Annotated in this window: 18 protein-coding genes and 6 pseudogenes; 6 read left to right on the top strand and 18 right to left on the bottom strand. The window is 33.1% G+C overall.

The window, feature by feature from the left end:
• Positions 1 to 47: 47 nt before the first annotated feature.
• On the top strand, positions 48 to 269 hold the full coding sequence (locus tag DT250_RS04225) for a hypothetical protein (RefSeq protein ID WP_088123119.1): 222 nt from the start codon (positions 48 to 50) through the stop codon (positions 267 to 269).
• A 130-nt stretch (positions 270 to 399) separates the two neighbouring features.
• Here the strand turns inward: DT250_RS04225 and DT250_RS04220 are convergent, their stop codons facing one another.
• The 5 genes and pseudogenes from DT250_RS04220 to DT250_RS32110 all read right to left on the bottom strand — a co-directional run bounded on the left by DT250_RS04220 (position 400) and on the right by DT250_RS32110 (position 4,012).
• Positions 400 to 828, bottom strand: coding sequence for a tyrosine-type recombinase/integrase (locus DT250_RS04220; RefSeq protein ID WP_088123118.1), 429 nt, complete (start codon positions 826 to 828; stop codon positions 400 to 402).
• A gap of 459 nt (positions 829 to 1,287) precedes the next feature.
• Complete coding sequence (locus tag DT250_RS04215; protein WP_149212616.1) at positions 1,288 to 1,605, bottom strand: LCI fold-containing protein; 318 nt, start codon at positions 1,603 to 1,605, stop codon at positions 1,288 to 1,290.
• A gap of 803 nt (positions 1,606 to 2,408) precedes the next feature.
• Complete coding sequence (locus DT250_RS04205; RefSeq protein WP_016089897.1) at positions 2,409 to 2,969, bottom strand: hypothetical protein; 561 nt, start codon at positions 2,967 to 2,969, stop codon at positions 2,409 to 2,411.
• A gap of 374 nt (positions 2,970 to 3,343) precedes the next feature.
• Complete coding sequence (locus DT250_RS04200) at positions 3,344 to 3,814, bottom strand: DUF6773 family protein (RefSeq protein WP_255449993.1); 471 nt, start codon at positions 3,812 to 3,814, stop codon at positions 3,344 to 3,346.
• Position 3,815: 1 nt separating this feature from the next.
• Positions 3,816 to 4,012 (bottom strand): annotated as a pseudogene (locus tag DT250_RS32110) (helix-turn-helix transcriptional regulator).
• 368 nt (positions 4,013 to 4,380) lie between these two features.
• On the opposite strand from DT250_RS32110, the gene DT250_RS04195 reads away from it, so the two are divergent.
• Entirely contained in the window at positions 4,381 to 4,827 is a 447-nt protein-coding gene (locus DT250_RS04195; RefSeq protein ID WP_149212614.1) for a hypothetical protein, read from the top strand.
• A gap of 746 nt (positions 4,828 to 5,573) precedes the next feature.
• A complete protein-coding gene (locus DT250_RS04190) occupies positions 5,574 to 6,119 on the top strand; it encodes a GNAT family N-acetyltransferase (RefSeq protein WP_227557853.1) in 546 nt (181 codons plus the stop codon).
• A gap of 161 nt (positions 6,120 to 6,280) precedes the next feature.
• Here the strand turns inward: DT250_RS04190 and DT250_RS04185 are convergent, their stop codons facing one another.
• The 6 genes and pseudogenes from DT250_RS04185 to asnB all read right to left on the bottom strand — a co-directional run bounded on the left by DT250_RS04185 (position 6,281) and on the right by asnB (position 17,311).
• Entirely contained in the window at positions 6,281 to 6,880 is a 600-nt protein-coding gene (locus tag DT250_RS04185) for a TasA family protein (RefSeq protein WP_149212612.1), read from the bottom strand.
• 258 nt (positions 6,881 to 7,138) lie between these two features.
• Positions 7,139 to 11,380, bottom strand: coding sequence for a S8 family serine peptidase (locus DT250_RS04180; protein WP_149212611.1), 4,242 nt, complete (start codon positions 11,378 to 11,380; stop codon positions 7,139 to 7,141).
• Between the two features lie 403 nt (positions 11,381 to 11,783).
• A complete protein-coding gene (locus DT250_RS04175) occupies positions 11,784 to 12,425 on the bottom strand; it encodes a response regulator (protein ID WP_088123113.1) in 642 nt (213 codons plus the stop codon).
• 1 nt (position 12,426) lies between these two features.
• On the bottom strand, positions 12,427 to 14,259 hold the full coding sequence (locus tag DT250_RS04170; protein ID WP_149212663.1) for a GAF domain-containing sensor histidine kinase: 1,833 nt from the start codon (positions 14,257 to 14,259) through the stop codon (positions 12,427 to 12,429).
• A gap of 454 nt (positions 14,260 to 14,713) precedes the next feature.
• Positions 14,714 to 15,268, bottom strand: a pseudogene (satA, locus tag DT250_RS04165) (streptothricin N-acetyltransferase SatA).
• Positions 15,269 to 15,484: 216 nt separating this feature from the next.
• Positions 15,485 to 17,311, bottom strand: coding sequence for an asparagine synthase (glutamine-hydrolyzing) (gene asnB, locus DT250_RS04160; RefSeq protein ID WP_149212610.1), 1,827 nt, complete (start codon positions 17,309 to 17,311; stop codon positions 15,485 to 15,487).
• Positions 17,312 to 17,713: 402 nt separating this feature from the next.
• On the opposite strand from asnB, the gene DT250_RS04155 reads away from it, so the two are divergent.
• The gene (locus DT250_RS04155) at positions 17,714 to 18,283 is read left to right on the top strand and encodes a TetR/AcrR family transcriptional regulator (protein WP_149212609.1); all 570 of its coding nucleotides are present in this window, start codon (positions 17,714 to 17,716) and stop codon (positions 18,281 to 18,283) included.
• A 90-nt stretch (positions 18,284 to 18,373) separates the two neighbouring features.
• On the opposite strand, the pseudogene DT250_RS32105 reads toward DT250_RS04155, so the two are convergent.
• The 3 genes and pseudogenes from DT250_RS32105 to DT250_RS04140 all read right to left on the bottom strand — a co-directional run bounded on the left by DT250_RS32105 (position 18,374) and on the right by DT250_RS04140 (position 21,326).
• Positions 18,374 to 18,815: pseudogene (locus DT250_RS32105) on the bottom strand (ArpU family phage packaging/lysis transcriptional regulator).
• A gap of 546 nt (positions 18,816 to 19,361) precedes the next feature.
• The gene (locus DT250_RS04145) at positions 19,362 to 20,705 is read right to left on the bottom strand and encodes a patatin-like phospholipase family protein (RefSeq protein ID WP_149212608.1); all 1,344 of its coding nucleotides are present in this window, start codon (positions 20,703 to 20,705) and stop codon (positions 19,362 to 19,364) included.
• A gap of 174 nt (positions 20,706 to 20,879) precedes the next feature.
• Positions 20,880 to 21,326 (bottom strand): hypothetical protein, encoded by a 447-nt coding sequence (locus DT250_RS04140; RefSeq protein ID WP_097892073.1) that lies wholly within the window; start codon positions 21,324 to 21,326, stop codon positions 20,880 to 20,882.
• A 236-nt stretch (positions 21,327 to 21,562) separates the two neighbouring features.
• Here DT250_RS04140 and DT250_RS04135 point away from each other — a divergent pair, with 236 nt between their 5' ends.
• A complete protein-coding gene (locus DT250_RS04135; RefSeq protein WP_088123109.1) occupies positions 21,563 to 22,018 on the top strand; it encodes an exosporium protein D in 456 nt (151 codons plus the stop codon).
• A gap of 773 nt (positions 22,019 to 22,791) precedes the next feature.
• Positions 22,792 to 22,978 (top strand): annotated as a pseudogene (locus DT250_RS32010) (hypothetical protein).
• A gap of 438 nt (positions 22,979 to 23,416) precedes the next feature.
• On the opposite strand, the gene DT250_RS04125 reads toward DT250_RS32010, so the two are convergent.
• The 4 genes and pseudogenes from DT250_RS04125 to DT250_RS04115 all read right to left on the bottom strand — a co-directional run bounded on the left by DT250_RS04125 (position 23,417) and on the right by DT250_RS04115 (position 25,125).
• Entirely contained in the window at positions 23,417 to 23,641 is a 225-nt protein-coding gene (locus tag DT250_RS04125) for an XpaF1 protein (RefSeq protein ID WP_016136195.1), read from the bottom strand.
• Positions 23,642 to 24,059: 418 nt separating this feature from the next.
• Positions 24,060 to 24,315: pseudogene (locus DT250_RS04120) on the bottom strand (rod shape-determining protein MreC); the annotation flags it as partial.
• A 13-nt stretch (positions 24,316 to 24,328) separates the two neighbouring features.
• Positions 24,329 to 24,471, bottom strand: a pseudogene (locus DT250_RS32640) (hypothetical protein); the annotation flags it as partial.
• Between the two features lie 147 nt (positions 24,472 to 24,618).
• A complete protein-coding gene (locus DT250_RS04115) occupies positions 24,619 to 25,125 on the bottom strand; it encodes a hypothetical protein (protein ID WP_149212607.1) in 507 nt (168 codons plus the stop codon).
• Between the last annotated feature and the right edge of the window lie 363 nt (positions 25,126 to 25,488).

The following is a 25,488-nucleotide window of genomic DNA, read 5'->3' as shown; positions in this document are numbered from 1 at the left end:
TTAAATGTAGTATTATAAGTAACTCATAATAAAAGGAGCTGATACATATGTGGAAAAAAATCAATAATTACAAATATCATTTAAAAGATTTGAAATTTATGATTTGGCTATTCCCCATCATTGGGCTAATATATACTTATGATTTCTTCTATGGACTAATGTTCCATCAAGAATTTTATTGGACTAACTTAATATTTATAGCAATGATGCTTATAGGATTTTTAGATATAAAAAAGAAAATTAGAAACAACGATTATAGAACAGATTGAATTAACAAACGATCTTGAACTCATTTTCGAATCTTATTTATATAAATCATTGTCAGGAGAATCTGCAGGTTTGCAGGTTCTTTTTTTAAATAAAAAAAGCAGCGGATTCGCTACTTTAGTTGTTTCTTATTTATAAACTGAAATCTTCTAGTGATTTATCAATCTCATCTTGTTGGATCCCTATATAACGCAATGTGATTGATGGGGCAGAATGATTAAAGATTGTTTGTAGCATTACTACATCTTTTGTCTTTTGGTAATAATGGTATCCAAAAGTTTTTCTAAGAGTATGCGTTCCAATTTCATCAAGCTCTACTTTTTCAGCAGCAGCGTTCATGATTCGATAAGCTTGAATTCTTGTGATAGGTTTTCCCGTCTTCTTAGAAGCAAATAAACAATCTGTTTCTTTCATTCCGTTTACATACTCATTTATTTTTTCTCTTAACGCTGTATTGATTCCCATTTCAAATAAAAACAAATCACGATAAGATTGGCGACGTAAAACCTCTTTCACTTCTTCTAATTTTTTCTTATCTCGAATTGGTTGCACAAACTTCATTCCTTCCCCCTCCATACGTTGTGTTACATTAGATGGTTTTCACTTCCTTTTTACAATATTTAGTCTGTGTTGAGTTTGTTTTGCAAAATGCAACACGTTTGCGCTGACCTTTCCTTAACGACAAACAAGACATCTAGTGTTAAAGTCACCTCTCATTTCCTTTACCGATATCCATTTGGTCCAAAATAAAAAGTTCACCAATTAAGGCGAACTTTTTATGTACTATTGCTGCGAGTTTCGTTCACATCATTTTGTCCGTTATTTGAAAAACAAAGAAGTTTTTCATGATATATAATATGTATCTCTAAGAATAATGTGCTTATACCCAATTTCTTTTTAGGTGTTAAATTTGTTCATGATTGTGTAATTTCTATATAACAAAGAAAAAGCACCCATTACGGATGCTATTCTTTAATTAATACCTTTCTTGGTGTACTTCCTTTATAGGGGTATTTTTGATTATTTCGTTTTTCCCTCGTAGCATCCAATGGACTTATGAGCCCCAGTTCCTTTAAAGTACCAAGTGATTCCTGTTTCTGGATCAGTAAAAGAGTTAGCGAAAATCCCATTTTCATTTATCATTGACATTCTATAGGGAGCATTACTAGTAAGCCTAGGACAACTAGTATGATATTCATACATTTCATAAGATGAAAACTGTGGTGAATCAAGTTTTTTATTAGTATGATCAACTGTAGATGTTGCAGCTGAGGCTCCCATACCCCCCGTTAATACAAAACCAGTTGCTAATGCTCCCACTACTAATTTCTTGAACATAAAAATTCCCCCTTTAATAGTTTTATAACTCATACCTTAACTGCAACAAAATTTACATTATCGTGAATATTCGTAATATATTTGAACTACCCCCACTTTCACTTCGTTTAGAAGTGAAAGTGGGGGTAGTTCAAATCGGGATATTTCCGTACCCCTTTAAATTGACACCCTATTAGTAGGCACAGGTATAAACTTAAAGGAGAACAGAAGCTCTCCTCCGCTTAGACAATTTAAATTAATGAAGTTTTGAAGACTATTTCAATTACGAATGAAATCAAGAAATACATACAGAGTAAGGCTCGTTACCTCTTACTTGCATGCTAATTAAAAGATCCTGCGAATAAGGAAAAACAACGTTATACGTTCACTCAATATCTCATCAGCAGGAACTGGTTTCGGCCTCTCATATATAGGGGGCATTCTGACGACAAATTTCGACGTTTTTTCAAAGAGAATTTATTATGAGAACGCGTTTTAAAAAAAGGGTTGCTGTTACAAATATGGAGAAATATAGAAAATCATCGAAAATGATTGCAATTTGAGTTAACAAAGTATTAAGGTAACTTACTTAAGTAAGTATTTAAGGGGTGAATAATTTGAGTTTCACTTATAAGAGACCGTTAATTTTTATAGTCCTACTGTATATTGTATTGATAGCTTTTAACTATGCTAATCATAATCATTTCAATTGGTTTGAAAACCTTATAAAAACACTATTTATAGTAGCGTTTTTTGAAATTATGATGTGGTTATTTTCTTCAAAAAAAACACCCTCTAGAAGATAAGAGGTTGTTTTTTATTAATCACCAAGTTTTTCCAGTCCATCCTTCTTCTTCATATATACATGTACCTAGATACCAAGCAAGTTGACCAGCTAAACTAACTAAATTACCTTTGACGCCTAATCTAATCATTTTTCTAGCTGCTAATTCATATTCTTTGTTAGTAATATTAGCAATAATAGAACCTAAAAAACCTACTGATAGAAATTCTACATAATTTGCAATAAGTTTTCTTTCTATACAGTTATCTACAGCTTCTGTTTCTTGTTTGAATGGATCTTCATAGCCAGGTGGTGTATTTACACGTTGGATTTCTTGTCTCAATTGTTCTAATTCTTCAGTTTTACCATATTTGTTTTCTATCATATCAATATCAATATCTACTACTCTTCCATGTTTATCTCTAACTGAAGCTTCTTCAACAACAAATTTCAATTGTGCAGCTACTTCTTGTACTAATTTTTCTTCTTCACTATTGATCTCTTGAGCTTTGGAGATTCCAGCGAAAGAAGTTGTAAACAAAGCTAGTACGAGAGCCATTGATACAATATTCCTTAACATAGTCTTCATTTTTAATCCCATCCCTTTTCCTTATTTATGCTTTTTTACCGGTATTTTCTAGAGAAACTCTATCTTAATACATAAAGCTATAAAAATATATACCCTACAGAAAGCGGAAAAATAATAAAATTCAACGATTATTACCTTTAAAACCGCGGTTTCAAGATATTTACAATTTTATTATTTGAATATTATGGGTTTTATTTATCAATTAAATTTTGGATACAGATATAATACTAGATATTAGATTTACTGTTTTTAAGAGCACGATTCGGGAGGGCCACATCACTATCAACCTAAGAGAAGCAAGTACACAATAGCAGAAAAATAATGAAAAAAATAATAAAAAAGCTTATCATTAAGTACTATAGGATAAGCTTTTTTGTCTATATGTATTAAATTTTATTTGATCTCTTCCAAGCTATTACTGTAATAAGATATTGAATACCAAATAGGAAAACGAAAAGTATAATGAATTTTGCTATTGCTGCTAACCATCCACCCAAATCTTCAGGGAAGTAATATTTGTATGTAGTAGCACCTATTGCGACAAAACAAAAAATAAAGGTATTACTCATTTTTTCTTTTAATTTTTCTTTTAATTGCTCTTTATTATTAATATCTGTTTCATAAACACCAGTTAGAATAGATTTAATAAAGAAGAAAATCATATAACAAATTATAATGGCTAATGAAGCAATCCATTCTAGGAATGGGTGGTGTAGATATGCTCCCCTTATTACAACATCTATAAAAGCTAAAAGTAGGACAATAATTCCAGATTGCGCCCAAATTTTCATTTCGATTTGTTGAATTCTTTCATCTGAGTGTGTACTGAGTGAAAACCATTTTTTTAGTTTTTCCATTTTAGAGTTCCTCCCAAAATAATTTATCTAAATTCTTATCTATTGTTTTAGCTATATGCATACAAAGCTTTAAAGAAGGGTTACACTTATTGCTTTCAATAAGGCTACTGGTTCGTCGCGTAACGTTTACAACATCGGCCAACTCCTGTTGAGTTAGACCTTTTTAACTCTTCCCATTTTCTCTTTACTTACAAACATTAAATAAACCTCATTTGTAAAGTTAACTTCATACCACAATATCTTATATTCTATATATTAAATTATCAACAAAATTTATGCAATATATATTTTACATTAAGACACATATATATTACTAAACTCTTTATTTTTTTATCTAAAACTATCCTACAAATATAAGAATAGAATTTTTTTCTGTAGACGCCTTTTTCTTTTAGTTATTTTCGTAACCCTAATGTAACAGCAAGGGATTTATGTATCCGAGTTTTGGTGTACTTTATATCAAATATGCATAATTACATAATTATTCTTTATATAACGATATTGAAATTTACATTTTTAACCTGTAAAATACAGGATGTTAAATAAATACCTAAGGGGTTGTTAATATGAAAAAATTTATGAGCATGTTAGCTATGTGTTTTGCACTTACACTAGCATTTTTACCAACAATTTCAAAAGCGGATTCTTCTCCACTACGAAGTGTTAGCATTAGTGCTGTAGGCGATAATAACAAAATGTATAGTGCAAGTTCTTACTTATCTATTCCTGTTCTTAAAGGCGATTATCTTTATGTGAAAGTTAGTGAAGTAGGTACACCGGATTCATATTCAGAAGCTTTAACTATTAATGGTGTTAGATATGCAGGAAGTTCTTTAGACGAAGTCAGTTCTTATACTGGTCCATTCGGATCTGAAAAAACATTTAGATTACGTATCAAAGATTCGTACATCTTCTCAAACACACCAAATTCAACAAACACTATAGCTTTTGAAGCTAGAGTTCCTTTCTCAATGCAAGTATTATCTAAAAGCATATCGGTTCATGTAGAATAATTTATAACATTATCATTAAATAAAAAATACATCCCTATAAGGATGTATTTTTTATTTAATAGAAACATAATTTGAACTTACCGTTATAGAAAAAGCGGCATCATAAAAATGGTGAACTTAATATTGTTCAAAGTTACTTATACTTATCCCCCAATTAATTGTACAATCTACCCTTTTCATCTACTAAGTTCTTTTACTAAAGAATAGAAACTAAAAAAGAAATAGAAATGAATCTTTTTTATTATTTTGTTCATCTTTTTTCGTTTTAGGAGGGATTTTATCTTATGGCTTGGTAACAATGTGAAGGGAGCCTAAGTTTATAAACCCCTGTAATTACTGCATACTAGCAACAACCTTTTGAATTTTAGGTTACTGCGATGTATAATTATCAAAAAATCTAAGGAGTTATATATACGGCTAATTTAAAACAGTTCTTTTAACGTTTTGTCACTTTACCCATAAGCTGGCCATTAGTTTATGCGAAATTTTATACATATGGAGTAAAGGAAATGATTGCTTTTAACCACTGATATAATAGAATGAATAAGAAACTGCATACATAGGTGAATAGGATGTTTCACGAATATAAATTAGTCGGGGATTGTTGATAAGGAGAACTTCTGATATTGAGACGTTATGTTAACCGGGCATGTATAGAATATACACTACTTTTTTAGTAATGATGAAGTAATCAGTAAAATAAGAAATGGTATAATCATTTCTTATAAATTTCTTTTTTAGGTAAGGTGGTTCATTTGAAGATTAGAAAAGCAAGTAAACAGGATATAGAAGGTGTAGCAAAGGTCTATGTTGATGGATGGAAAACTACGTATCGGGGATTAGTGCCAGATCAATATCTCGATAAGTTATCATACGAAGAGGCTGAAAAACGCTGGAATCAGTTTTTGGATAAAGAGAATGAGTCTTTTATATATGTTGCCATGAATGATAAAGGAAAAATTGTAGGCTTTGCATCAGGAAGAAGCATTGAGGAGAAACATTTTACTGGTGAATTATATGCACTATATCTTTTACAGGATTGTAGAGGTTTCGGTGTAGGCAGACAACTTCTTTCAACTGTTGCTCGGCACTTTAAGGAAAGCGGTATACATTCTATGTTAGTATGGGTCATGGAGCAAAATAAGTCTGGACTTGGTTTTTATAACCGAATGAGTGGAAAGGAATATATTCGCAGAACCAGCACGTTTGGAGAAACAGTAGTAGATGATGTAGCTTATGGTTGGAATGATATTTCGGTGTTATACGATACAGAACTAAATAAAACAAATTGACTTCCAATAACGGATTTTGCATCAACTAGCATCTCTTACGAGGGGCTAGTTGTTATTTTTGTTGTATACATATTAGAAGCATAAGTTGGCCAAGTTGATCAAAACGGTCATCTTATGCTTCTTGTTACAGTTTTGAACATAGAGTATACAAATTATTACACTTACTTTTCTTCACCGCTTGCTTGCATGGAATTAAAAGTCCAATTTAATTTCAATGCATCTCCCTGAAATACATTTTGGTCTTCACCGCTATCTACAAATGTGAACATTACATAAAATGTATCCTCATCACCAGGTGCAAGTCCGTTTCCATCTCGATCTACAATACCTTTCTTTACAAGGTCAGGAATACTTCCATTTTGCGTAGCTACCTTTAATTCAGATAATGTAGTAGACCAAATTGGAACCTCATTTTTATCTAAATTCCACAAGAAATCAACACGGATATGATCACCAAAATCAGCATTTCCATTATCCCCTTTCGCATCGATTACACTATAATCTGTCAGGAGTTTCACATCTCCTATTGCTAAGGTTCCTTTGTTAACTAATTGAAAACCGCGCTCCATTTCATCACCTGGTTTCAGATTGTCGACATTAATAACAACTTCAGGATTTACACTCAAATCTAAAGTACCCGCTGCAAACGTGTTTTGTGATACTTCCTTATCACTGAAATACGCGTATGTTCCCCCGCCAATTAAAGATAAGCCTAGCGCTGCAGTTATGACACCCATACCAAGTTTTTTCTTCATACCCATTTCACAAGTCCCCCTATTTTTAAAGTTCAAACTACAAACCTTATTTCCATCCCACAAACAATAATCATTAAGCAACTACCTTGTCCCATAACGAAAGCGAACTTAGTTTAAACAAATTACTTCATGTACCCAAACGACTATAACTTTTAAAATGACCGGTAATATTACCGTGAATCATTACCGGTCATTTGTTAGCCAATCTCATTTCATTTACTATTCATTGTCTGATTAGTTTATTTACTCTAGAAGTTTGTCCACTTATTTTTTGGGTTCTAAGCCGATAGAGCGTAAGATTTTTTCTAACGTCACTGGCCCTACATTTTCTTTCGGTTTCTGATTTTCTTTGGCATCTGGACCCTTTTTCAAGAAGTTTTTCTCAATAAAACGAATATCTGTTTCATCTACAACACCATCTTGATTTATATCTCCATCTTTTACAGATACTTTTCCTTTTCCATATGACAGAGCTGCTATTCTAGCATCTTGAATATCTACCATTTTATCGCCGTTTACATCACCTGCAAGGTTATCATCCATGTCAGCTCTAAAGTTTTGTCCCACTAATTCACCGTCTTGCATCTTCCCTATTTTTGTTGTTAATTTACTATTTAAATGACCTGGCATTTCTACGAAAATATCATATTCTTTATCGCTTACTGGAACACTATGAATCTCAAATTGCCCATTTTCATTAATCGTTCCTGTATATTTCTTTCCATCCTTGCCAACTGCGTACACTTTTGCTCCTAGTTTTGTATAGTCTTTCTTACCTAAATACCCCTCTTCATTCAAGAAAGCTTCCGGACCAATATATCCTGTAACCGTTGAATGTTTTGAAACAATAGCAAAAGATTTATCTTTAAACGCAGGAATCTCAATGCCTTCTGATGCACCAGCTTTTGTATAAGAGAACTTATCTACTCCAAATGCAGTTAAATCATTAAAGTATTCATCGTTCGTCATCTCGAATGTAACATCTAAAAATGGTGTATCTCCATCTAATCCTTTAAATTCTTTTCCTTCCAATGATGCGCCAACTTTCACCTTGTTTTCCCAAGCCCCTTCTTCATTTATCTTCGGATCTTCTAATTTAAGGTTCAGTCCATGTTGTTTTACATATTCCGTAAGTGCTGGATTTGGTTTCACATCTGTAAATTTAAATAGCTGCTTGTAATAAGGGATTTCAAATGTACCTGACATAAGCTGTTTTACATTATTAAGATTCAATGTTAACGTAATTTTCTCTCCTAATTTAATTTTATCTTTGTTATAACTTGGAACAGCGTATTCTGTCCCTTCATTTACAAAGACATAATCTTTATATCCAGTTGCCATATTCCCTGCAGTTGCGAGGTCATATCCAAATAATTTTAAATTTAACGGTTCATTTATTTCCTCTGGAAGTACCCCAAATTTAAAATCACCATTTGCTTGAATTGTATTCAACCAACCTGATGGGAAGGCTGAGTTTTGATAATAAACGATTTGATTCGCTTTTTGATCATACTGCAAACCTTTGGCCTTTAATGCATCTACTGTAGAATCATAAATATTACCATGCACCCATAATGCACGCTGGCCGTCTTCTTCTTTAAACATAGAATCATTGACTTCGTGAATACCAGGTTGTACATCCTTAAATTTCATTTCAGGTATTACATTATCAATGATTATGTTATCGCCTTTTGTATACGATTTTCCTTCTTTATCATATCCAACAAAGTTTAATTCGTAATCTCCATCAGGCAACATAACAGGTTTATCCCCAATTGGATGAGTTGGATCTCCTGTAAATGGAAGTACATACCCTCCCATACCAGAAAACATCATATATTCAACATTCGGTGTTAGACTACTTGCATTAAGTGTACCAACGACTCCTAATGCCTTCCCAGTCTTTCGGTCCTTCACAACTGCATCAATGGTTTCAAGAGGACTATTCAATTTAAATGTCAACGGCGAACTTGGTCTTTCCATAAACGGATGGAATTTAGAAGCATCTGTTGCCATTGCATCTCTCAGTAAATCTACAGACGCAATCCCTTTTTCTGTGAATTTAACTGCAAATGGTACTTGATATACTTCTTTTTCATTGTTTTTATTTGTAATATGAATATATCCCTCATATCTACCAAATTCAGCGTTTCCTGGAATGATAATTTCAGGGCTAATTTCTTCCGATGTACCAGGAGCTACTTTAATAGACTCTTGTACGTTTAGCTTCACACCATTCTTCGCTGCATCTTGCACACCTACACTTGTAGGTGAAAACTCTACTTCTAATTTAAACTCTTTCCCATCTGTTTTACTGCTGTTCTTAATTAACACTTTTCGGCTATCTTTAATAGGCCCAGTTTCAATTTGATTTTTATACCCAAATGCAATAGAACCTGTTTTTTCTTCAATCTCTACTTCTTCATCATCTACAACGTTTGATGTTTTATCGATAACCTCAATAGATGTATCTGCATGAACTGCACGATATGCATCAATTCTTCCTGATCCCACCTCAAATACAGAACGCTCTTCTTTTAAGTCAACTGCAGTATTCATAAGTGCTTCTTTTACTTCAAATGGACTATAGTTTGGATGTTCTTGTAAAATCAGTGCCGCAACCCCCGCAGTATGAGGAGTTGCCATAGATGTACCTGACATACGTCCATACGCTACCGGATAATTTTCTCCATCCTTTGGATCATTAATATATTCAGGAACAGTTGAGAAGATAGACACACCTGGTGCTACAATATCTGGCTTAATATCATCTGTTTTAGTTGCAGGACCGCGGGAGCTGAAATCAGCTAAGTGATCTCCCTCTGTTTTTATATTACTAAGTTCTCCAAAAGCTAACGACACATCTCCTTGTCCAGCTTTTACTTGTAATTTCTCACCATCTACTTTTGTTAAGCGGAACGATGGAATAGATGAAGTACTTTCCCCAAGATAACTTGTAATTTCCCCATCTACATTGTTATATACAATTACTGCCTTTGCGCCTGCTTCCTTAGCATTTTTAATTTTTTCATCAAATGTAATCTCACCGCGTTGGATAAGAGCTAACTTCCCTTTTACATCTTTCCCTGTAAAATCACCTGATTTCCCAAGCCCTGCATATACAACCGATAAGGATTGTCCTTTCAAATCTTCAATCTTATCAGTAAAGCTTTTTCCAAGTAGCATCATCTTATCTACATGTACATCACCTGCATCGGCGGAAAACGTTGGAATAGTCATTGCAGCGTCACTGGCTCCAACTGTAATGGGAAGTGCTGCTGCACTAGGTGATCCAATGGTACCTTCTTGTGGACCACTATTACCAGCTGCTACTACTGTAACAACACCAGCTAACATCGCGTTGTTCACTGCGACAGAAGTAGGATATAAAGGATCATTAATAGACGCTCCTAGTGATAAATTAATAACATCCATATCGTCTTTCACTGCTTTATCAATCGCAGCAAGAATACCACTTGTTTGTCCACTTCCATATGGACCTAATACGCGGTATGAATATAAATCTACATCTGGGGCAACGCCCTTCACTGCATAATCCACACTATTCTGTTTGTCTGCAGCAATCGTCCCAGCTACATGAGTACCATGGGATGTATAATATGCACTTCCCTCATAAATCTCAGGATATCCTCCAGAATTTTGCCAATCCTTATATGTTGTTTCCATTGGATCAGCATCATTATTAACAAAGTCCCATCCTTTTATGGAGTTTGGATCTATTTTACTTGGGTCCTCACCTTGTTTTGCACGATATCCTTTATATGCATCTTTTAAATCTGGGTGGTTGTAATCAATACCTGTGTCCAGTACACCTACCTTAATTCCTTTACCTGTTATTTTTTCATCATGCAGCTTGTCCACACCAATTTGCGGTACACTATCTGCCATTTTTGGTTCAACAGCAGTCTTAGCTGTTTCTTTCGGCAAATCAATTTTAACCTCATGATCTTCCCATACACGCTTAACCATACCGGTACGAACTAAATCTTCAATCATGTTCGCAGGTATAGAAATCGCTACACCATTAAAAGCATTCTTATATTCTCTTGTTATTTTGGCAGCTTTTAAATTTGTCCCTTTCTCTTTATTCTTTTGAAGCTGTTCAAGCTCTGCTTTAAATCCTTTATGTGATGCTTCTACCTTTTGTTCCGCATTTGAAAGAGCTACCTTTTTCCCTTTAGCCGCTTGTTTTAATACTTCAATTTTGCTAGGTGCTTGCTTAAATTCTATAATCACATTCACATTATTAGGACTTGCGGTATTGATACCTGGCGAAATAACAAAACCCGGTTTTGTATCTAACGTTTTTAAGGCATTACGTTGTTCCTTTGTAAGGCCTTTTAAGATAGCATTTGCATCATCAATTCCAGTTAAAGTAGATGTATTTACCTCTTCCGCTAATACGTTATATGGAATTCCTTGAGACAATAACATTCCAGCTGTTAACGTTCCAATAAGAATCTTTCCAAATTTCCCTCGTTTCATATTGCATCTCCCCATTTTTAATATTATTTTTTGAAACAAATTGATTCTTAAATTCCCATTTAGCATTGGAAACTCTATTAATCTTAATCATTTGTATCATGAAAGATTTCCAACACTACAACCATCCCCATACCTCATATAGCTAATCACTCACTTTACTCTTTCTATAAGAGCCCCCCATCATTTATTTTCAACAAAATATTTTTACAAAATGAATTATTAACAAGGTTAAAATGTAATTCTATTTTTATTATTCCACATTTAGATTATTCTGAAAATTGAACAAAAGGAGTATCTTTTCTCTAAGGATTCTATGCCTACATAGTACAAAAGAACTATCTTGTCCTTTATTCTTTGTTATACAGAATAAAGCAACACGATAGTTCTTTGAAAGATTTCTTATTTAATCTAGCGGAACCAATTGATTTCGGACTGCATAAATCACTGCTTGCGATCGACTTTTCACATTTAGCTTTTTAAAAATTTTATTGATGTGAATTTTAACTGTTTTATCACTAATATATAAAACTTCAGCAATCTCTTTATTACTAAGTCCTTTTACTAGTTCAAAGAGAATTTCCTTTTCACGTTCCGTCAGTTCATTTTCATTTGATTCTACTTTCATTTTTTGCTGATGATATGTAATTAATTTTTTAGTCATACGCGGATGAATAACTGAATCGCCTCGATATAACATTCGAATTGCTGCTACTACCTGCTCTGATGAGGAATCCTTCAATAAATAACCATCAGCGCCGGCCTGGAGTGCATCCATTAAATACTCATCATGCTCATACATTGTAAACACAAGTACTCGGCAATTTGGATATTTTTTTTTCACTAACTCGGTAGCTTCAATCCCATTTTTCCCTGGAAGGTTAATATCCATCAAAATACAATCTGGTCCGCATTCTTCTACTTTTCCCAATACTTCATCCCCAGAGCTAGCTTCTCCAACCACTTTCATATCAGATTCATCCTCTAGTATGCTCCGAATTGCATCCCGTAAAAAAGCATGATCATCTACTACTAATATTTTAATCATTTTACGCACCCCTTGTTTGTGAATCTGGAATTAACAGTGTAATTTCTGTCCCCTTCCCTACAGAACTATCAATCTGTAAAGTAGCCCCTAATTGGTCAGCTTGTTCATTCATATGTAATATACCATAATGTGGCTCATTCTTTGTTTTAACCATAGACTCAAATAGTGAAAAGCCAACTCCATTATCCTTAACTCTTAAAAGCACGTGTTCACTTTGATAACTGAGTAAAACATCAGCCTTTTTTGCTTGCGCATGTTTTACAATGTTTTGCAAACTCTCTTGTAATGTATCAAATATCACTCTTTCTTTTGAAAAGCTAAGCGCTCGCGCATGACCTCTTTCATGATAGGTAATATCTAGTTCATATTCTTGTTTTAAAGATTTTATTTTACTTGCTATCGCCTGCTTAAGGCCTAATTGTTGTGTTGGATATGGTTTTAAAGCATAAATAGAATAGCGAACTTCTCCTAGACTTCCTCTTAAATCTTTTATGCTTTTCTCTACTACTTGCTGCATATCTATTGGTTTATCACGGTATTTTTTCTGAGCAGATTCTAGTTGGAATATCACCCCGGCTAATGTTTGCGCAATACCATCGTGAATTTCACGAGCCATTCTATTTCTTTCTTCTAAGATCATTCTTTTTTCCTGTTCAGAAATCAATATCCTTGTTTTAACTACGTTAGCTAATTGGTTAGAAAATGTAGCTAACGACTGTACATCTTCTGGAAAGAAACCCGCATTTCTACTTTTCCCTGCAACAAACATTCCGATTAATTCATCATTTACTATAAGAGGAAAATATACAAGTGATCGTATAACACTATCAAATATTTCATCTCCAGGAGCCGTACCAATTTTCCAATCATTAAATACAAGATTTTTAGAGATTCCTTCAAACGCCCTAAACTTTTCTGAATCATCAGATATATAAGAGCGGACTTTCCCATCTTTTAATAGAATATTCCAGTTCCCATCATCTTTTGTCCATATTACATATGCTTGTATGCCAAAAAAACCTTTAAGTGCTTGTTTAATATGTTGCAAGTTTCCTCCGGTTAATCCTCGACTAATTTCGGTCGTAATAAGAAATAACTCATATAATCGTTCCTTTTCCATCCTTATCCGTACAGAAAAAGAACTAATAACTGACGTTGCTACAAGTGGAAAAAAGAAAAACAGTACTGTAATCCCGTTTACTTCCACACTATATGTACTAATTAATACGTGCATCAATGCCGCATAAGAGAAACCAAAAGTTTCGCAAAGAAATACCGTTACAGTTTTTTTATACCACTGATAGATTGAATATGACTGCGGAAGGAGTATCATTAACAAATCGTAAAACCGATTGTTGAAAAAACAAAAAAACACGCAAAATAATAACAAAGATATTAAATTTTCATATAGAACTGACATAACTATCTTATTAATTAATAAGGACATACATTTGTTTGAAAACCATTCGGCCAAGATCAAACTAAGTGCATGCTGAGTACTATTAAATAACATTCTTTGTATCGGTGAACGACGGTGCAGGTGAATAAGTAGCGTAACGAGTACAATAGCAATAATAGTTACATGGATTCCAAACTGCCAATTCATTGCGTAAATGATCGGAAAGGTAAGCGAGCTAGTTCCTCTCCAAAATCTTACAGGAAAATACTCTGCGATCCCCATAAATAGTAACAACAATATTAGTATTGTTGGATGAGAAGGGATTTTAATTTCAAGTAAAGATATAGTTATAGTAACCAAACCAAGAAAAGAAATAAAATAAAGATAAGAACTAGCAATCTTTTCTCTCATAAAGATAGAATTTACATCTTTCAAAACAACCCCTTCTTTCTTTATAAAAACTTCATTTTCTTTATTATCCACTAAAAAACCGGCACTGGCAAAATGGAAGAACATCCACTAGCCAATCACCGGCTGTGTACTGCACCTAAATAGGCAAGACACAATACTAGTATATATCAGTTCGTAAAATTTACCCACTAGCCAAATGGTGTAATTGTACATACTTTTAGACTTATATCTACTAGTACAAAAGATATATACAAAAATAGAATTTTGATTCACTAAAACAATTCTAAAAAAATAGAAAGGCAACCGTAAATACTTACCTATTGATTTTATTCAAATCTAATTCACATATCATTTGATTATTGGTAGCAAGATCAAAAATGCCCCCTACTCTCAGAAAGAAACCTCCTTTTTCTTTTAGTTATTTGCTTGTCCCGAATGTAACAGCGAGGAATTTATATATTCGAGTTTTGGTGTACTTTCATTTGAAATGCAAATACCAATACATTGCAACTTCATCGCTTTCTTCATGTATCCCTTTATATACTAAAAAATCCAACCCACCTATTACAAACCCACATTTTTCATAGAACCTACATGCTGCTACATTATTATTTTGTGTTTCAAGCATTATACCTGGCATATTGCTTACTTTTGCCCACTGCGTTGCTTACTCAATTAACCTCCTACCAACTCCAAGTGAACGATATTTTTTATCCACCTTTATATCCTCTATGTAAGCATAGTGATTCCAATTCTTTTTCAATACCATTTCTCCTATAATTTGGTCATGTAAAATTGCTATGTAAATTACTTGATCAGGCTTATTTATATATTCAGTGTAGGCTAATTCATCATTATATTGATCTTGTAAATAACTTTTCTCATAACTTGGAACGTCTTCTACTGTATATTCTATTTGCTTATTTACTTTTGAAAGAGAAAGAATTAACCGAGAGTCTACTATAAAACTATCATCAATCTCCGGTAAATTGTCTAAATCATCTACTTCTAATTCTCTAATTAAAAGGTTCATCGTATTCTCCTTTACGTGGGACCTCCAATTCATATTATTCCCCCTAGTTCTTTCCATGTCCCTTATTCAATTCTAATTTACTAACTGATTAGCGTTATTGCAAATCAAGATAATAAAACCGCATCTCCAAATGTTAGATAACTATCTAATACATTGGAGATGCGGTTCACTTAGGTCATTAATGTTTCAGCTATTCTCTTTATTTAAAAATTACATCTACCATACTAATTTAATATTATATTCCTGAAGCCAACTATTAACTTGAAGTAAATAATCTATTATACCTCGTGCATCATTACCTGAAATTACTTCGTCTTTTCCTTCTGCAATAGCACGAACTCTTTCTACATTAATTAATGGCAAAATAGGTGATTCAGGATTGTTCAACACATGCAACATCCAATCACTAATACCTTGTAGATAAGAGGCATCCTTAGTGCTTGGATATGCACTTTTTTTGCGATAACGTACATCCTCTGGAAGTACATTTTCAAAAGCTCTACGTAAAATACCTTTTTCAATATTGTCTATGCTTTTCATTTCGAATGGGACATTCCATAGGTATTCTACAAGCCGGTAATCGCAAAATGGAACTCGTACTTCAAAGCCATTCATCATACTTGTGCGATCTTTTCGTTCTAGCATAAATGGCAAGAAACGTGTAATAAACATGTAAGACATTTGACGTTGCTTCATTTGCAGATTACTTTCACCTTCTAAAAAGGGAACCTCAGCAACTGCATCTTCAAATTTTTGTTTTTGATATTTTTCAGGGCTAATCTTCGCTTTAAAATCCTCTGATAAAATTTCTGTACTATACCATAAATTAACACTCCAAGGGAATATCTCTGCATCTAGAAACTTCTCTTGATGGAACCATGGATACCCTGAGAATACTTCATCTGCGGATTCGCCTGAAAGTGCAACTGTTGCGTCTTTTTTCATTTCCTTAAATAGCAAATAAAGAGACGTTTCTAGTTCTCCAACTCCAGGTAGATCACGCGCTCGCATTGGAGTTAATAAATGCTCTATTAAACTATCTGATCCCAACTCTATAGAGTGATGCTTTGTTCCAACATATTCAGCCACACGTTTCACCCAAGGTTCATCACGATCGAAACGAAGGAAGTCTTGCTCAAAGTCTTTTTCATCATTGATGAAATTCAGGGAATATGTATGAAGGTGTTCCCCTTTATTCCCAAATTCGTTTCCTGCTAAACCTGTTAGACCACTTGAATCTAAACCCCCGGAAAGCATAGATACCACTGGTCTATCAGCAATTAACTGACGTTTAACCGTATCTTGTAAAATGGAGCGGATTGTCTCCACTGTCATATCAATATCATCTATATGGTTTTTACTTTCAAGTTTCCAATACTGTGTCGTATCCGAGCCATTAGAGGTAAACGTTATATAATGACCAGCACGCACTTCGTGTATATCCTTGAAAATCGCATGACCTGGGGTACGTGTTGGTCCAAGACAAAATATCTCAGAAAGTCCTTCTTTATCTACTTCTGCATCTACAAGTGGGTGCGAAAGTAAAACTTTTAACTCTGAACCAAAGAGAATTGCACTCCCTCTTTGAGCGAAAAACAAAGGCTTCACACCTAGATGATCACGACCAAGCATCAATTTCCCAAATCTTTCATCCCAAATACCAAAAGCAAAAATCCCATTTAAGTGTTGAACACAATCTTCTTGCCATTCTAAATAGGCATGTAGTAATACCTCTGTATCAGACTTTGTCTGAAATTCATGACCTTTCTCCTCAAGTTCTTTACGTAATTCTTGATAGTTATAAATTTCTCCATTGAACGTAAGACCAATCGTATCATTTCCATCTTTATACAGCATAGGTTGAAGGCCACCTTCAGGATCAATAACGATGAGACGTCGATGACCTAATGCCGCTCGTTTTGAAAACCAATGCCCCTCTGCATCAGGTCCTCGGTGAATGATAGCATCTGTCATTTTTTTTAACGTTTCTTGTTCATTAGACAAGTCTTTAGACCAGTCTATCCACCCTGCAATTCCACACATAGTGTCTACCTTCTCTCAAATAGTATAGAAACCGACTAAAATCAAATACCAGTCGGTTTTTCATAAAAAAATCCGACTAAAAACATCTTTTAGTCATGTTTATATAATAAAATGAATTGAGTAAAAAATCAAATTATTCAATCGATGAGGAGATCGCCGTCTCCTTTCACTTGAATTCTCATCATCCAATTAATAACCTATGATCTCATACTCTCATTTCTATTCTTAAGATGTAAAATCGTATTCTATTATGGTTATATACTAGATATAGGAATGATGTGTGTTATTCTATAAGAAGCAACTAGAGGACTTTCTATTAGGCGTTAATAAATGACAAATAGACTGATAGAGAATGTAATGACAGAAAACTTCGCTAAATATCTCAAGGATAGGGTGTAGACGATGATAAAATTAGAAAAAGAAAATAAAAAAATGAAAATCATTCAATCTGCCACAATACTGTTCTCTACGCGTGGTGTCCGTAACACAACGGTTGATGAAATTGCAAAGAAAGCTAAAGTTGGTAAAGGAACTATTTATTATTACTATACAGATAAAACTCAAATATTATGTGACTGCTATATGCGTCATATTCAGCTTAAACGCTCACAATTATTTGATTTATATAAAGAGGAAAAGGATGTTTTACTTCGAATACAAAAAATCCTTCATTATATCAGCCTAGAATATCATCAAGACCCATTTGTTTCTACACTCTTTCAAGAATATAAAGAATACCATTCACCTGAAATTATAGCTTGTTTTAAAAAATCTGAAGAAGAAGCAATTAAAATGATAAGTAATTTGCTTGAAAAAGGTTATCAGCAAAGGACTTTTCATAAGGTACCATTACCGCTAACAGCTTTTATGTTAGTGCGAATGATTTTTAACTATGAACAGGATTATATGAAAGATGATAAAAGTGATAAAGAATTTCTGCAGTTGCTAAAGCATATGCTTCTTAAAAACTAGTTTTAACCACATACAAAAAAATAATTGTGGTACAAATATATGAATAAGAAAACCGCCTAAAAGGGTGGTCTTTTTTTAGCTTTAAATCAATTACTTCTTAATTTCTAATTTAAGAGCAAAAGCTAAATTAGAAATTGCTCTGAACTTCCAACGATGATACATACGTTCAGCCATTCCAATTTCGCTATAGACCATATAATCACATACAGATTCTTCTAAATAACGCTTATTAATAATCTCCCTCTGTATCTTACCAGTACAGCCATGTTCTAAGCGGCTTAAAAACTAATCAATACAAAATGACATTAACTCCAGCCACTCTTCATGCTCACTTTGTTGCAAATTAGCAATCGCTATATCCTCCAAAGCCTTTCTAACAGTATGTATAGGGCCATGTTCTCTCCTTTCATAAGGAGGGGTGACTTTCATTTCCTTACAAATCATTCCTAACTGTTTATATAAGAACACCCTCTAACTTCTCTTGCGTTGCTGCTCTATCGATTTTTGGTAAGAAAGATAATTGTTTAATCATGTAAAAGCACTCCTTTTTATTTTAAAATCACTTTTTTCTTAACGCTTCGCGTCTACGTTCATAATAAGGACTATGCATCCTCATTCTCCCCAATTTCACGAGTACTTAATTTCTCTTTTTGTTTTTTCTTCTTTCTTTTCTTGGATTGCTTTTTCACTCACGTAACTGATCTCTTAGTACCTTCATTTTCCCATCTCTCTTTTCAAAATAAAAAGAACACCTATTCCTAAAACAACTTTCATTGCTGCTTTAATGAATTGATGTCCTCTAGTTTTCTAATCGGACTATATAATATCCCTTTAAAATCCCTCTTCTAAAATTTATTAATTTCTTTTGATTAACTTTATCACTCATGCATGACAACTATGATTTTCTTTTATCAACATAATATTCAGTTTTATCTATTGTTTGATTTAGCTAATTCTCATTTTGGCTATTTTAATTTATTTTTTTAAATTCCCCATTTGATAATTTCAAACTACAAGCGTATGAATATTATTAGTATTTTTAAACAAAATAAAAATTACACAAAACATTTTCATTATTTTAAAATTTATCTACATCATGTAAATTCTCAAAAAATCCTCCCGTAAATCTATGTTTTCCACCTCGGCGTAATATTTTTTCTAGATCATCCATATCTTCCGAAGGAAATACAGGTATAGGCACGGTATTTATATTCTCCATGTACTCAGGTAATAACGACCTTAACGCGATATCCATTCTTATTTCGCCCGCACGCATTAAAGTATTAATCTCACTATCATGAAAGCTGTCTAAATCAGTGCGAAGACCAGCTAACAGACTTTCAACATCCTTAGAACGATTTGGTAATTTATAATCAGGTAAAGGAGTTTTATCATTATAAAAAGGATTATTATTTTTTTCGAATAATGATTGAATAGGTTTACTAAGAATAAGTTGCAATCCTGGGTATATTTTGGAATCTAAGATTTTTAATAATCTTCTCCTTAAAACTACAATTTGACTATTAGATGTATCTAAAATCCGTTTAGTTAATTCAAAATGTGAAGGTATTTCATCTTCTTTCCAAAATTTTTCAGATGCAGAAGCGTCTAAAACAAGGTAAATTTCATCAATACCTGCGTCTGGATCAGGAATAAATTTCATAGGCTCTTTTCTATGTTTTGTATTTGAAGGGGAGCTACTGTTTTTGTTCTCACCATCTGATATTAATATCGGCTCAGTCCCGATATTATCAAATACTCCTCCATCAGAAAACCAAAGTGTGTCAAATTTCAACAAAGGATTCCCCTGCATTCTATTTTCTGGATCACTAAAATTTCTTCCCTCTAATGATAGTGATATAGGTGCGAATAAAACTGGAAAAGCAGCTGAGGTCCCAACAGCATAAGAAACTGTAATATCATCAAAATCATTTGATTTTCCAATAAGTGTTCCATATATTTCTTGATTGGAAAAATAAAACATCCTCATCGTATCTAAACAAGTTGTATTACAGTACCATTTTATAGGGGAATTTTCTAATTCCTTCATTCTTACCCCTTCACATAAATATTTATCTAACATTGTCGGAAAGGCCTTGCTGCATTTTTCACGAATAGACTTGAAAGATAACGCTTGTTTTGTAAACGAATTCGTGAGTAACTTGGTACGAAGATCTATTTGTCCTAACTTTACCAATGGATTCACTACGCGTTCTTCAAAATCATTTACATTACGGAATGATCCACCTTTATGCAATGCAAGCATAATAGCGGCGGCAGTAATGCTGCCACCTGAAACAGAACTAATACTATTTACACAATGATCTAGCTTGCATTCAACTAAACGTTTATATCCCCCTAATGCATAAAAAGTCGCTCTAAACCCACCTCCAGAAAACGCTAATTTCAATTCCTTCTTCATCTATGATTCCTCCTTAACTCTTCCACCCATAAAGTTCGAGTAAAGTTATGCAAAACGTTTAAATATAAAATACTTATTAGTAATAAAGTAATTCATGGAATGTATCACTTACATGTGATACATTCCATTCGAAAAATTGGAAATTAGTTTTGTTTTTTTCTGATATTCAAATCTCTATCTGTACTCTGTCCCATGATACGTAATAAATCCTACAGGGCGATGAGTAAAGTGTATTACCACATACCCAGGATTCCCTTCGCTTGGAGTCGCAGTAGTTTTATCTAAATACTCACCTTGTAATTCAATTTCTTCTCCCTCTTCTAAATCTGGGATACGATTTCGTATTCCTAAATTATCCCCATAACGAATTGCACAAAATACTATCGTATCGATGGTTAATGATTCTGGTAATCCATGGGCATCAATAAGTTCTACTTGATCAACTATAATATGTTGATGAGTACCCCCTTGAGGGTTTGTATCATCTTCTTCCACTTGTTTTATGATTCCTTTAACATGTACAATAGGACCGTGATGTGATAATGGATGACGATGATGCTCCATAGGATGGTCAGCTAAAGTGTGACCATAATGAGGATGGCGTTTTAAATTTCCAATCATAATTCTACCTTCAAATGTTATTATGGATATTGCTCTTTCTTGAACAATCTTTTGTATGTTATATCAAAATTATTCATTTTTTATTTATATTAGTATAAGTAGAAATTTAAAGAATACCTTTTAAAATAGCGTTTTCATTCAGCTTTATAGAGCGAATTTCATATTTTTGTACAAGCACTTTTCCTTTTTGATAAATAGAATATATTGATACCTCGAAAAAGGAGAGTAAGATAAAGATGGCTGATTACTTTTACAATGATAGTAAAAAATGTTATAAAAAACGGTCGGATTCTGAACAGCAAAAAGCTTCTTGCTCCATTGCAACACATACGATATCTGGTACTGGGATTAATTTAAATGGAAATATACTACTAGATATTTTTGTTCCCCCTAACTCAACAATCACTGCATTTGAAGATTTCACTAACAACCATAATAAAGCATTACTTCAATTTTTTGTTATTGGTGGTCTCCCTCCTGTTACAGTAACCATTGTGACAAGGAATTCTTCTAGACCAATTACTGTTACTTTGGAGGCGCTTGATACTAGAATATTTCAAGTAGAAGATTTTAAAAGTCTTATTTTCACAAATGCAACTAACGAAAATGGTGGTGTTAGTATATTCGTTGAAAAAACATTCTGTATTTGCTGTAATAGTGAAAGCAACTCTTGCGATAAATATTACAGTTGATTAAGTATGTAGTAATTATCTTATGCTATTTTCTAAAGGGCACTTATACAAAGTGCTCTTTTTCTCTTGTTATGAAATAAAGACTTCACATACATTAAAATCTTAAGTTGATGGACATGTGGCGGACCCCTACTAATATTCTTGCTTTTAAATCATTTTCAGTATATTATATTCATATGGTAATATAGGAATTATGATATACAGAAAGGGATCAAATCTATTTGTAAGATTTAAATCCTTTTCACAGATAAAAAAATTTCACCAAAACGTAATATAACTTATACTTGTCTTTTTAAGATGTATCTAATAAAAACGCATTTTTTATCAATAAAATTGTGTTTTCAATATAAATGAGTACTTTTAAATAGAAGTTTATTTACTTTCAATGATAGGAATTAGTGTTCTAAAATATAGAGAAATAAGGCACCATACATAGTACCTGACAAACTTGAGAGGTTTTGTATGTATTTTGCTCATCACAGATACAACAAAAGAGCCTTACCTATCAAGGCAAGACTCTACTAGTTTAGTTATATAATTTTTACATAACAACTAAGAAACTAAAAACATATAACACCAAGTAGCAGAACCCTAATATTCCTCCTACAGCTAATACCTGTTTAGCCCAACTTTTAATTTTCAGATTACTGTAAATCACTTGTACTCTTTCCATATTTCCTCCTATTATGTCGAACCCTTAAAGACTCTCACCTCCGTATGGTACCATTAAAGAATGACTAGTAGAGATATAATTTTTGTCTAAACGTATAAATATGCAATATTGCATACAAAAATGTATTGTTATATATGTAAGCGCTTACTATAATAAGGTTATAAAGATTCAACACATCTTAATACAAAAACAGAGGAGCGAATAATATGGAAATCGCAATGGCAGTTTTAAAATTTATAGGTGGAGCAATACCATTAATTCAAGAACTTCTAAAAGCATTTATGTAATTTCATTGTTTAGCAATTCTTTATAAATATTATCATACAAATGATCTGTATATCAAAGATAAATTGATTTACAGATCATTTGCGCGAGCAAAGTCCCTTTAACATTATTGAGGGACTTTTTTTAATTTTTTAATACTGAAGGTTACGTCATATCGACATCAAGTTAGCAAAACAAAATGAAAAATACCAAGCCCCCCTCCTATCCAGGGCCATCTTAGGATTTTTTAAGCTCGCATACAAATTATTATTTGTATTGTTGCATTGGTTCCCTTTTAAATTATATACGTCTACTTTACTATCGATAAACAATGACTACTGTCTCCCATTTAATCTTACAGATCACTTATGCCATGTTCTAAAGGAACCCTCTTGGCTAAAACGATAAAAATAAAGAGAGACACGTGTCCCCCTCTCCATAAATACTTTTATTTTTAAATTTTAAATCATGCCTTTTAATATTAAACCCAAAACCGACATAGTGATTGCACTAATAATAATTCGTAAAATCCAAGTTGTATTCATGCTAATCTTTTCTAATTGCTTATTAATTGTAGCTATGTCTTTCTCATTAATTGTTGTGCGAGTTTCTAAATTACGAATATCTCGCATAATTTCTTTTTGTTCTGCTTTTAGACTGTCAATTTTTGCATAAACATCTTCCAATACGTTCACACCCTTTTATAATCGTAATAAAGCAATCCTTACATGATATGAGACAACCCTATTCATGGTGAATTCATTGGAGGAAATTCCATATCAAATCCGTATTTTGTTAAAAATAAAAAAAGAGGCAGTTTTGCCTCTTTTAATACATAAAACTTGATTTTATCCAACTTTATTATTAATACCATTGATTTGTTGCTTTAATTTTAATCCAATTAACCTGCTTGAGTCCTATTTAAATTGATGGTTTCTCAATTGAATACTACACAATTCTAGACATTATGATTGATATCACGAATAATCTTATGAGCATTTCGTATAAGTGTGATTTAATTACAGCTATTTTCAAAAACGACATATTAGCGATTATTTTTGTCTATTCTACATAATTGTTAGCACTTATAAATTATTTTTTACCCTAATAAATGATTTGAGTAAGACCATATTCATCTGACTCTTGGTCCACCACTTCTGCTACTTCAAGACCAGATATTATCTTTTCACTTAGACTAGATGTAACAAATTTATCACCTTTTTTAATTTTTTCAGATTTATCTTTTGGTATTTTTTTAATTTTAAGAATTTTCTTCTTCCCATTGTACCCTCCCTGTAACAAACCCTAGAATAGATTAATCGGTTTGTAATGTTACTGCCAAACGATTCGTTCTTTCATCTTTACGCATCTGGGTGCATCCATTTTCGATTCCAATCATGCCTTTTTCTCCAAGACTTAACAATATATTAATACTAATCTCGTATTTCTCAGCCAGTTCCTTGTACTTCATACCATGCATGTAATCTTCTTGAGCTAACTCGTTTTTTTGCTTCACTTCATATCACCCACCGCTTTCTATACAACTAGGAAGAAATTCGGTTATTTTCCTCTTTGAATAACTTTTTTACAAAGAAAAAAGACCTTGTAAACTACAAAGTCTTTTTTCTTATATATAAACTTACAACTTTTATATTAGTATTAGTTAAATTCCCCCACCAGGCTCTGTATTAGCTGGTGCTCCAGTATTTCCATGTGCATAACTCGGAGACCATGTATCTCCTTTATTATGAGCCGGTGTCCCTCCTGTATTCCCATGTGATTCTGATTTCGGCGCAGGGAAATGTCCATGAGTATAAGTTGGCGCTCCTCCATGATCCCCATCAGCTTCTAACTTCGGTGCAGGAGTATCTCCTATATTAAAAGAAGGTGTTGGATAGTCTCCATATCCATAAACTGGTGCTCCCGTATGCCCATGAGTATAGGACGGTGCTCCTCCTGTATGTCCATGTGCATAACTCGGAGACCATCCCTCTCCATGAGTATAAGATGGTGCTCCTCCATGATTTCCATGTGCATATGCAGGCGCTCCTCCTCCATCCCCTTCTGAAGCCGCTTGAACAATACCTCCACCATTTCCATGAGTAAAACCAAAAATTCCAAATCCTAAAACAGATAAACCTACGACTGCTGTACCAATTTTCCTTTTCATAATCGCTCTCCTCTATATGTATTTCATGTTAATTGAAATGAACATATTATGGATATCAGTCATGATGAAAATTCGACTCATTTCATTATCATATATTTATATTTCTATGTATTTTTTTGTAAAACCTTCTTGAAATCTGAAGAAAATGGTTATTTTTTGTAAAAATTTAAATATAGTAACAAATTATTCACTTTACAATTTAGGCTTTGTTGCCTAACCATATTCACCCCTTGCGGTAATCCCTAATTTAGTATTGAAATTCTCTAAATCTCGATGTATTATATTTTTGTATTTTCTCAGTTCCCAAGCCGAGAATACATCATCACTTATGAAAGGACCCGAACTCCATCGGGTTCTTTTTCA

Origin of the sequence: Bacillus sp. AR2-1 (assembly GCF_008368755.1) — a bacterium.
Lineage (GTDB): Bacteria > Bacillota > Bacilli > Bacillales > Bacillaceae_G > Bacillus_A > Bacillus_A wiedmannii.
Note: the sequence above shows the minus strand (reverse complement) of the source record. Positions and strands in the feature narration are given on the sequence as shown.

Bases quoted from the DNA above. Each gene is read 5' to 3' on its own strand.
- DT250_RS04200 (WP_255449993.1), bottom strand. From the start codon at position 3,814: ATGGAAAAACTAAAAAAATGGTTTTCACTCAGTACACACTCAGATGAA.
- DT250_RS04135 (WP_088123109.1), top strand. From the start codon at position 21,563: ATGGCTGATTACTTTTACAATGATAGTAAAAAATGTTATAAAAAACGG.
- DT250_RS04215 (WP_149212616.1), bottom strand. From the start codon at position 1,605: ATGTTCAAGAAATTAGTAGTGGGAGCATTAGCAACTGGTTTTGTATTA.
- DT250_RS04145 (WP_149212608.1), bottom strand. From the start codon at position 20,705: ATGAAGAAGGAATTGAAATTAGCGTTTTCTGGAGGTGGGTTTAGAGCG.
- DT250_RS04140 (WP_097892073.1), bottom strand. From the start codon at position 21,326: ATGATTGGAAATTTAAAACGCCATCCTCATTATGGTCACACTTTAGCT.
- DT250_RS04175 (WP_088123113.1), bottom strand. From the start codon at position 12,425: ATGATTAAAATATTAGTAGTAGATGATCATGCTTTTTTACGGGATGCA.
- DT250_RS04225 (WP_088123119.1), top strand. From the start codon at position 48: ATGTGGAAAAAAATCAATAATTACAAATATCATTTAAAAGATTTGAAA.
- DT250_RS04205 (WP_016089897.1), bottom strand. From the start codon at position 2,969: ATGGGATTAAAAATGAAGACTATGTTAAGGAATATTGTATCAATGGCT.
- DT250_RS04195 (WP_149212614.1), top strand. From the start codon at position 4,381: ATGAAAAAATTTATGAGCATGTTAGCTATGTGTTTTGCACTTACACTA.
- DT250_RS04155 (WP_149212609.1), top strand. From the start codon at position 17,714: ATGATAAAATTAGAAAAAGAAAATAAAAAAATGAAAATCATTCAATCT.
- DT250_RS04185 (WP_149212612.1), bottom strand. From the start codon at position 6,880: ATGGGTATGAAGAAAAAACTTGGTATGGGTGTCATAACTGCAGCGCTA.
- DT250_RS04180 (WP_149212611.1), bottom strand. From the start codon at position 11,380: ATGAAACGAGGGAAATTTGGAAAGATTCTTATTGGAACGTTAACAGCT.
- asnB (WP_149212610.1), bottom strand. From the start codon at position 17,311: ATGTGTGGAATTGCAGGGTGGATAGACTGGTCTAAAGACTTGTCTAAT.
- DT250_RS04115 (WP_149212607.1), bottom strand. From the start codon at position 25,125: ATGAAAAGGAAAATTGGTACAGCAGTCGTAGGTTTATCTGTTTTAGGA.
- DT250_RS04220 (WP_088123118.1), bottom strand. From the start codon at position 828: ATGAAGTTTGTGCAACCAATTCGAGATAAGAAAAAATTAGAAGAAGTG.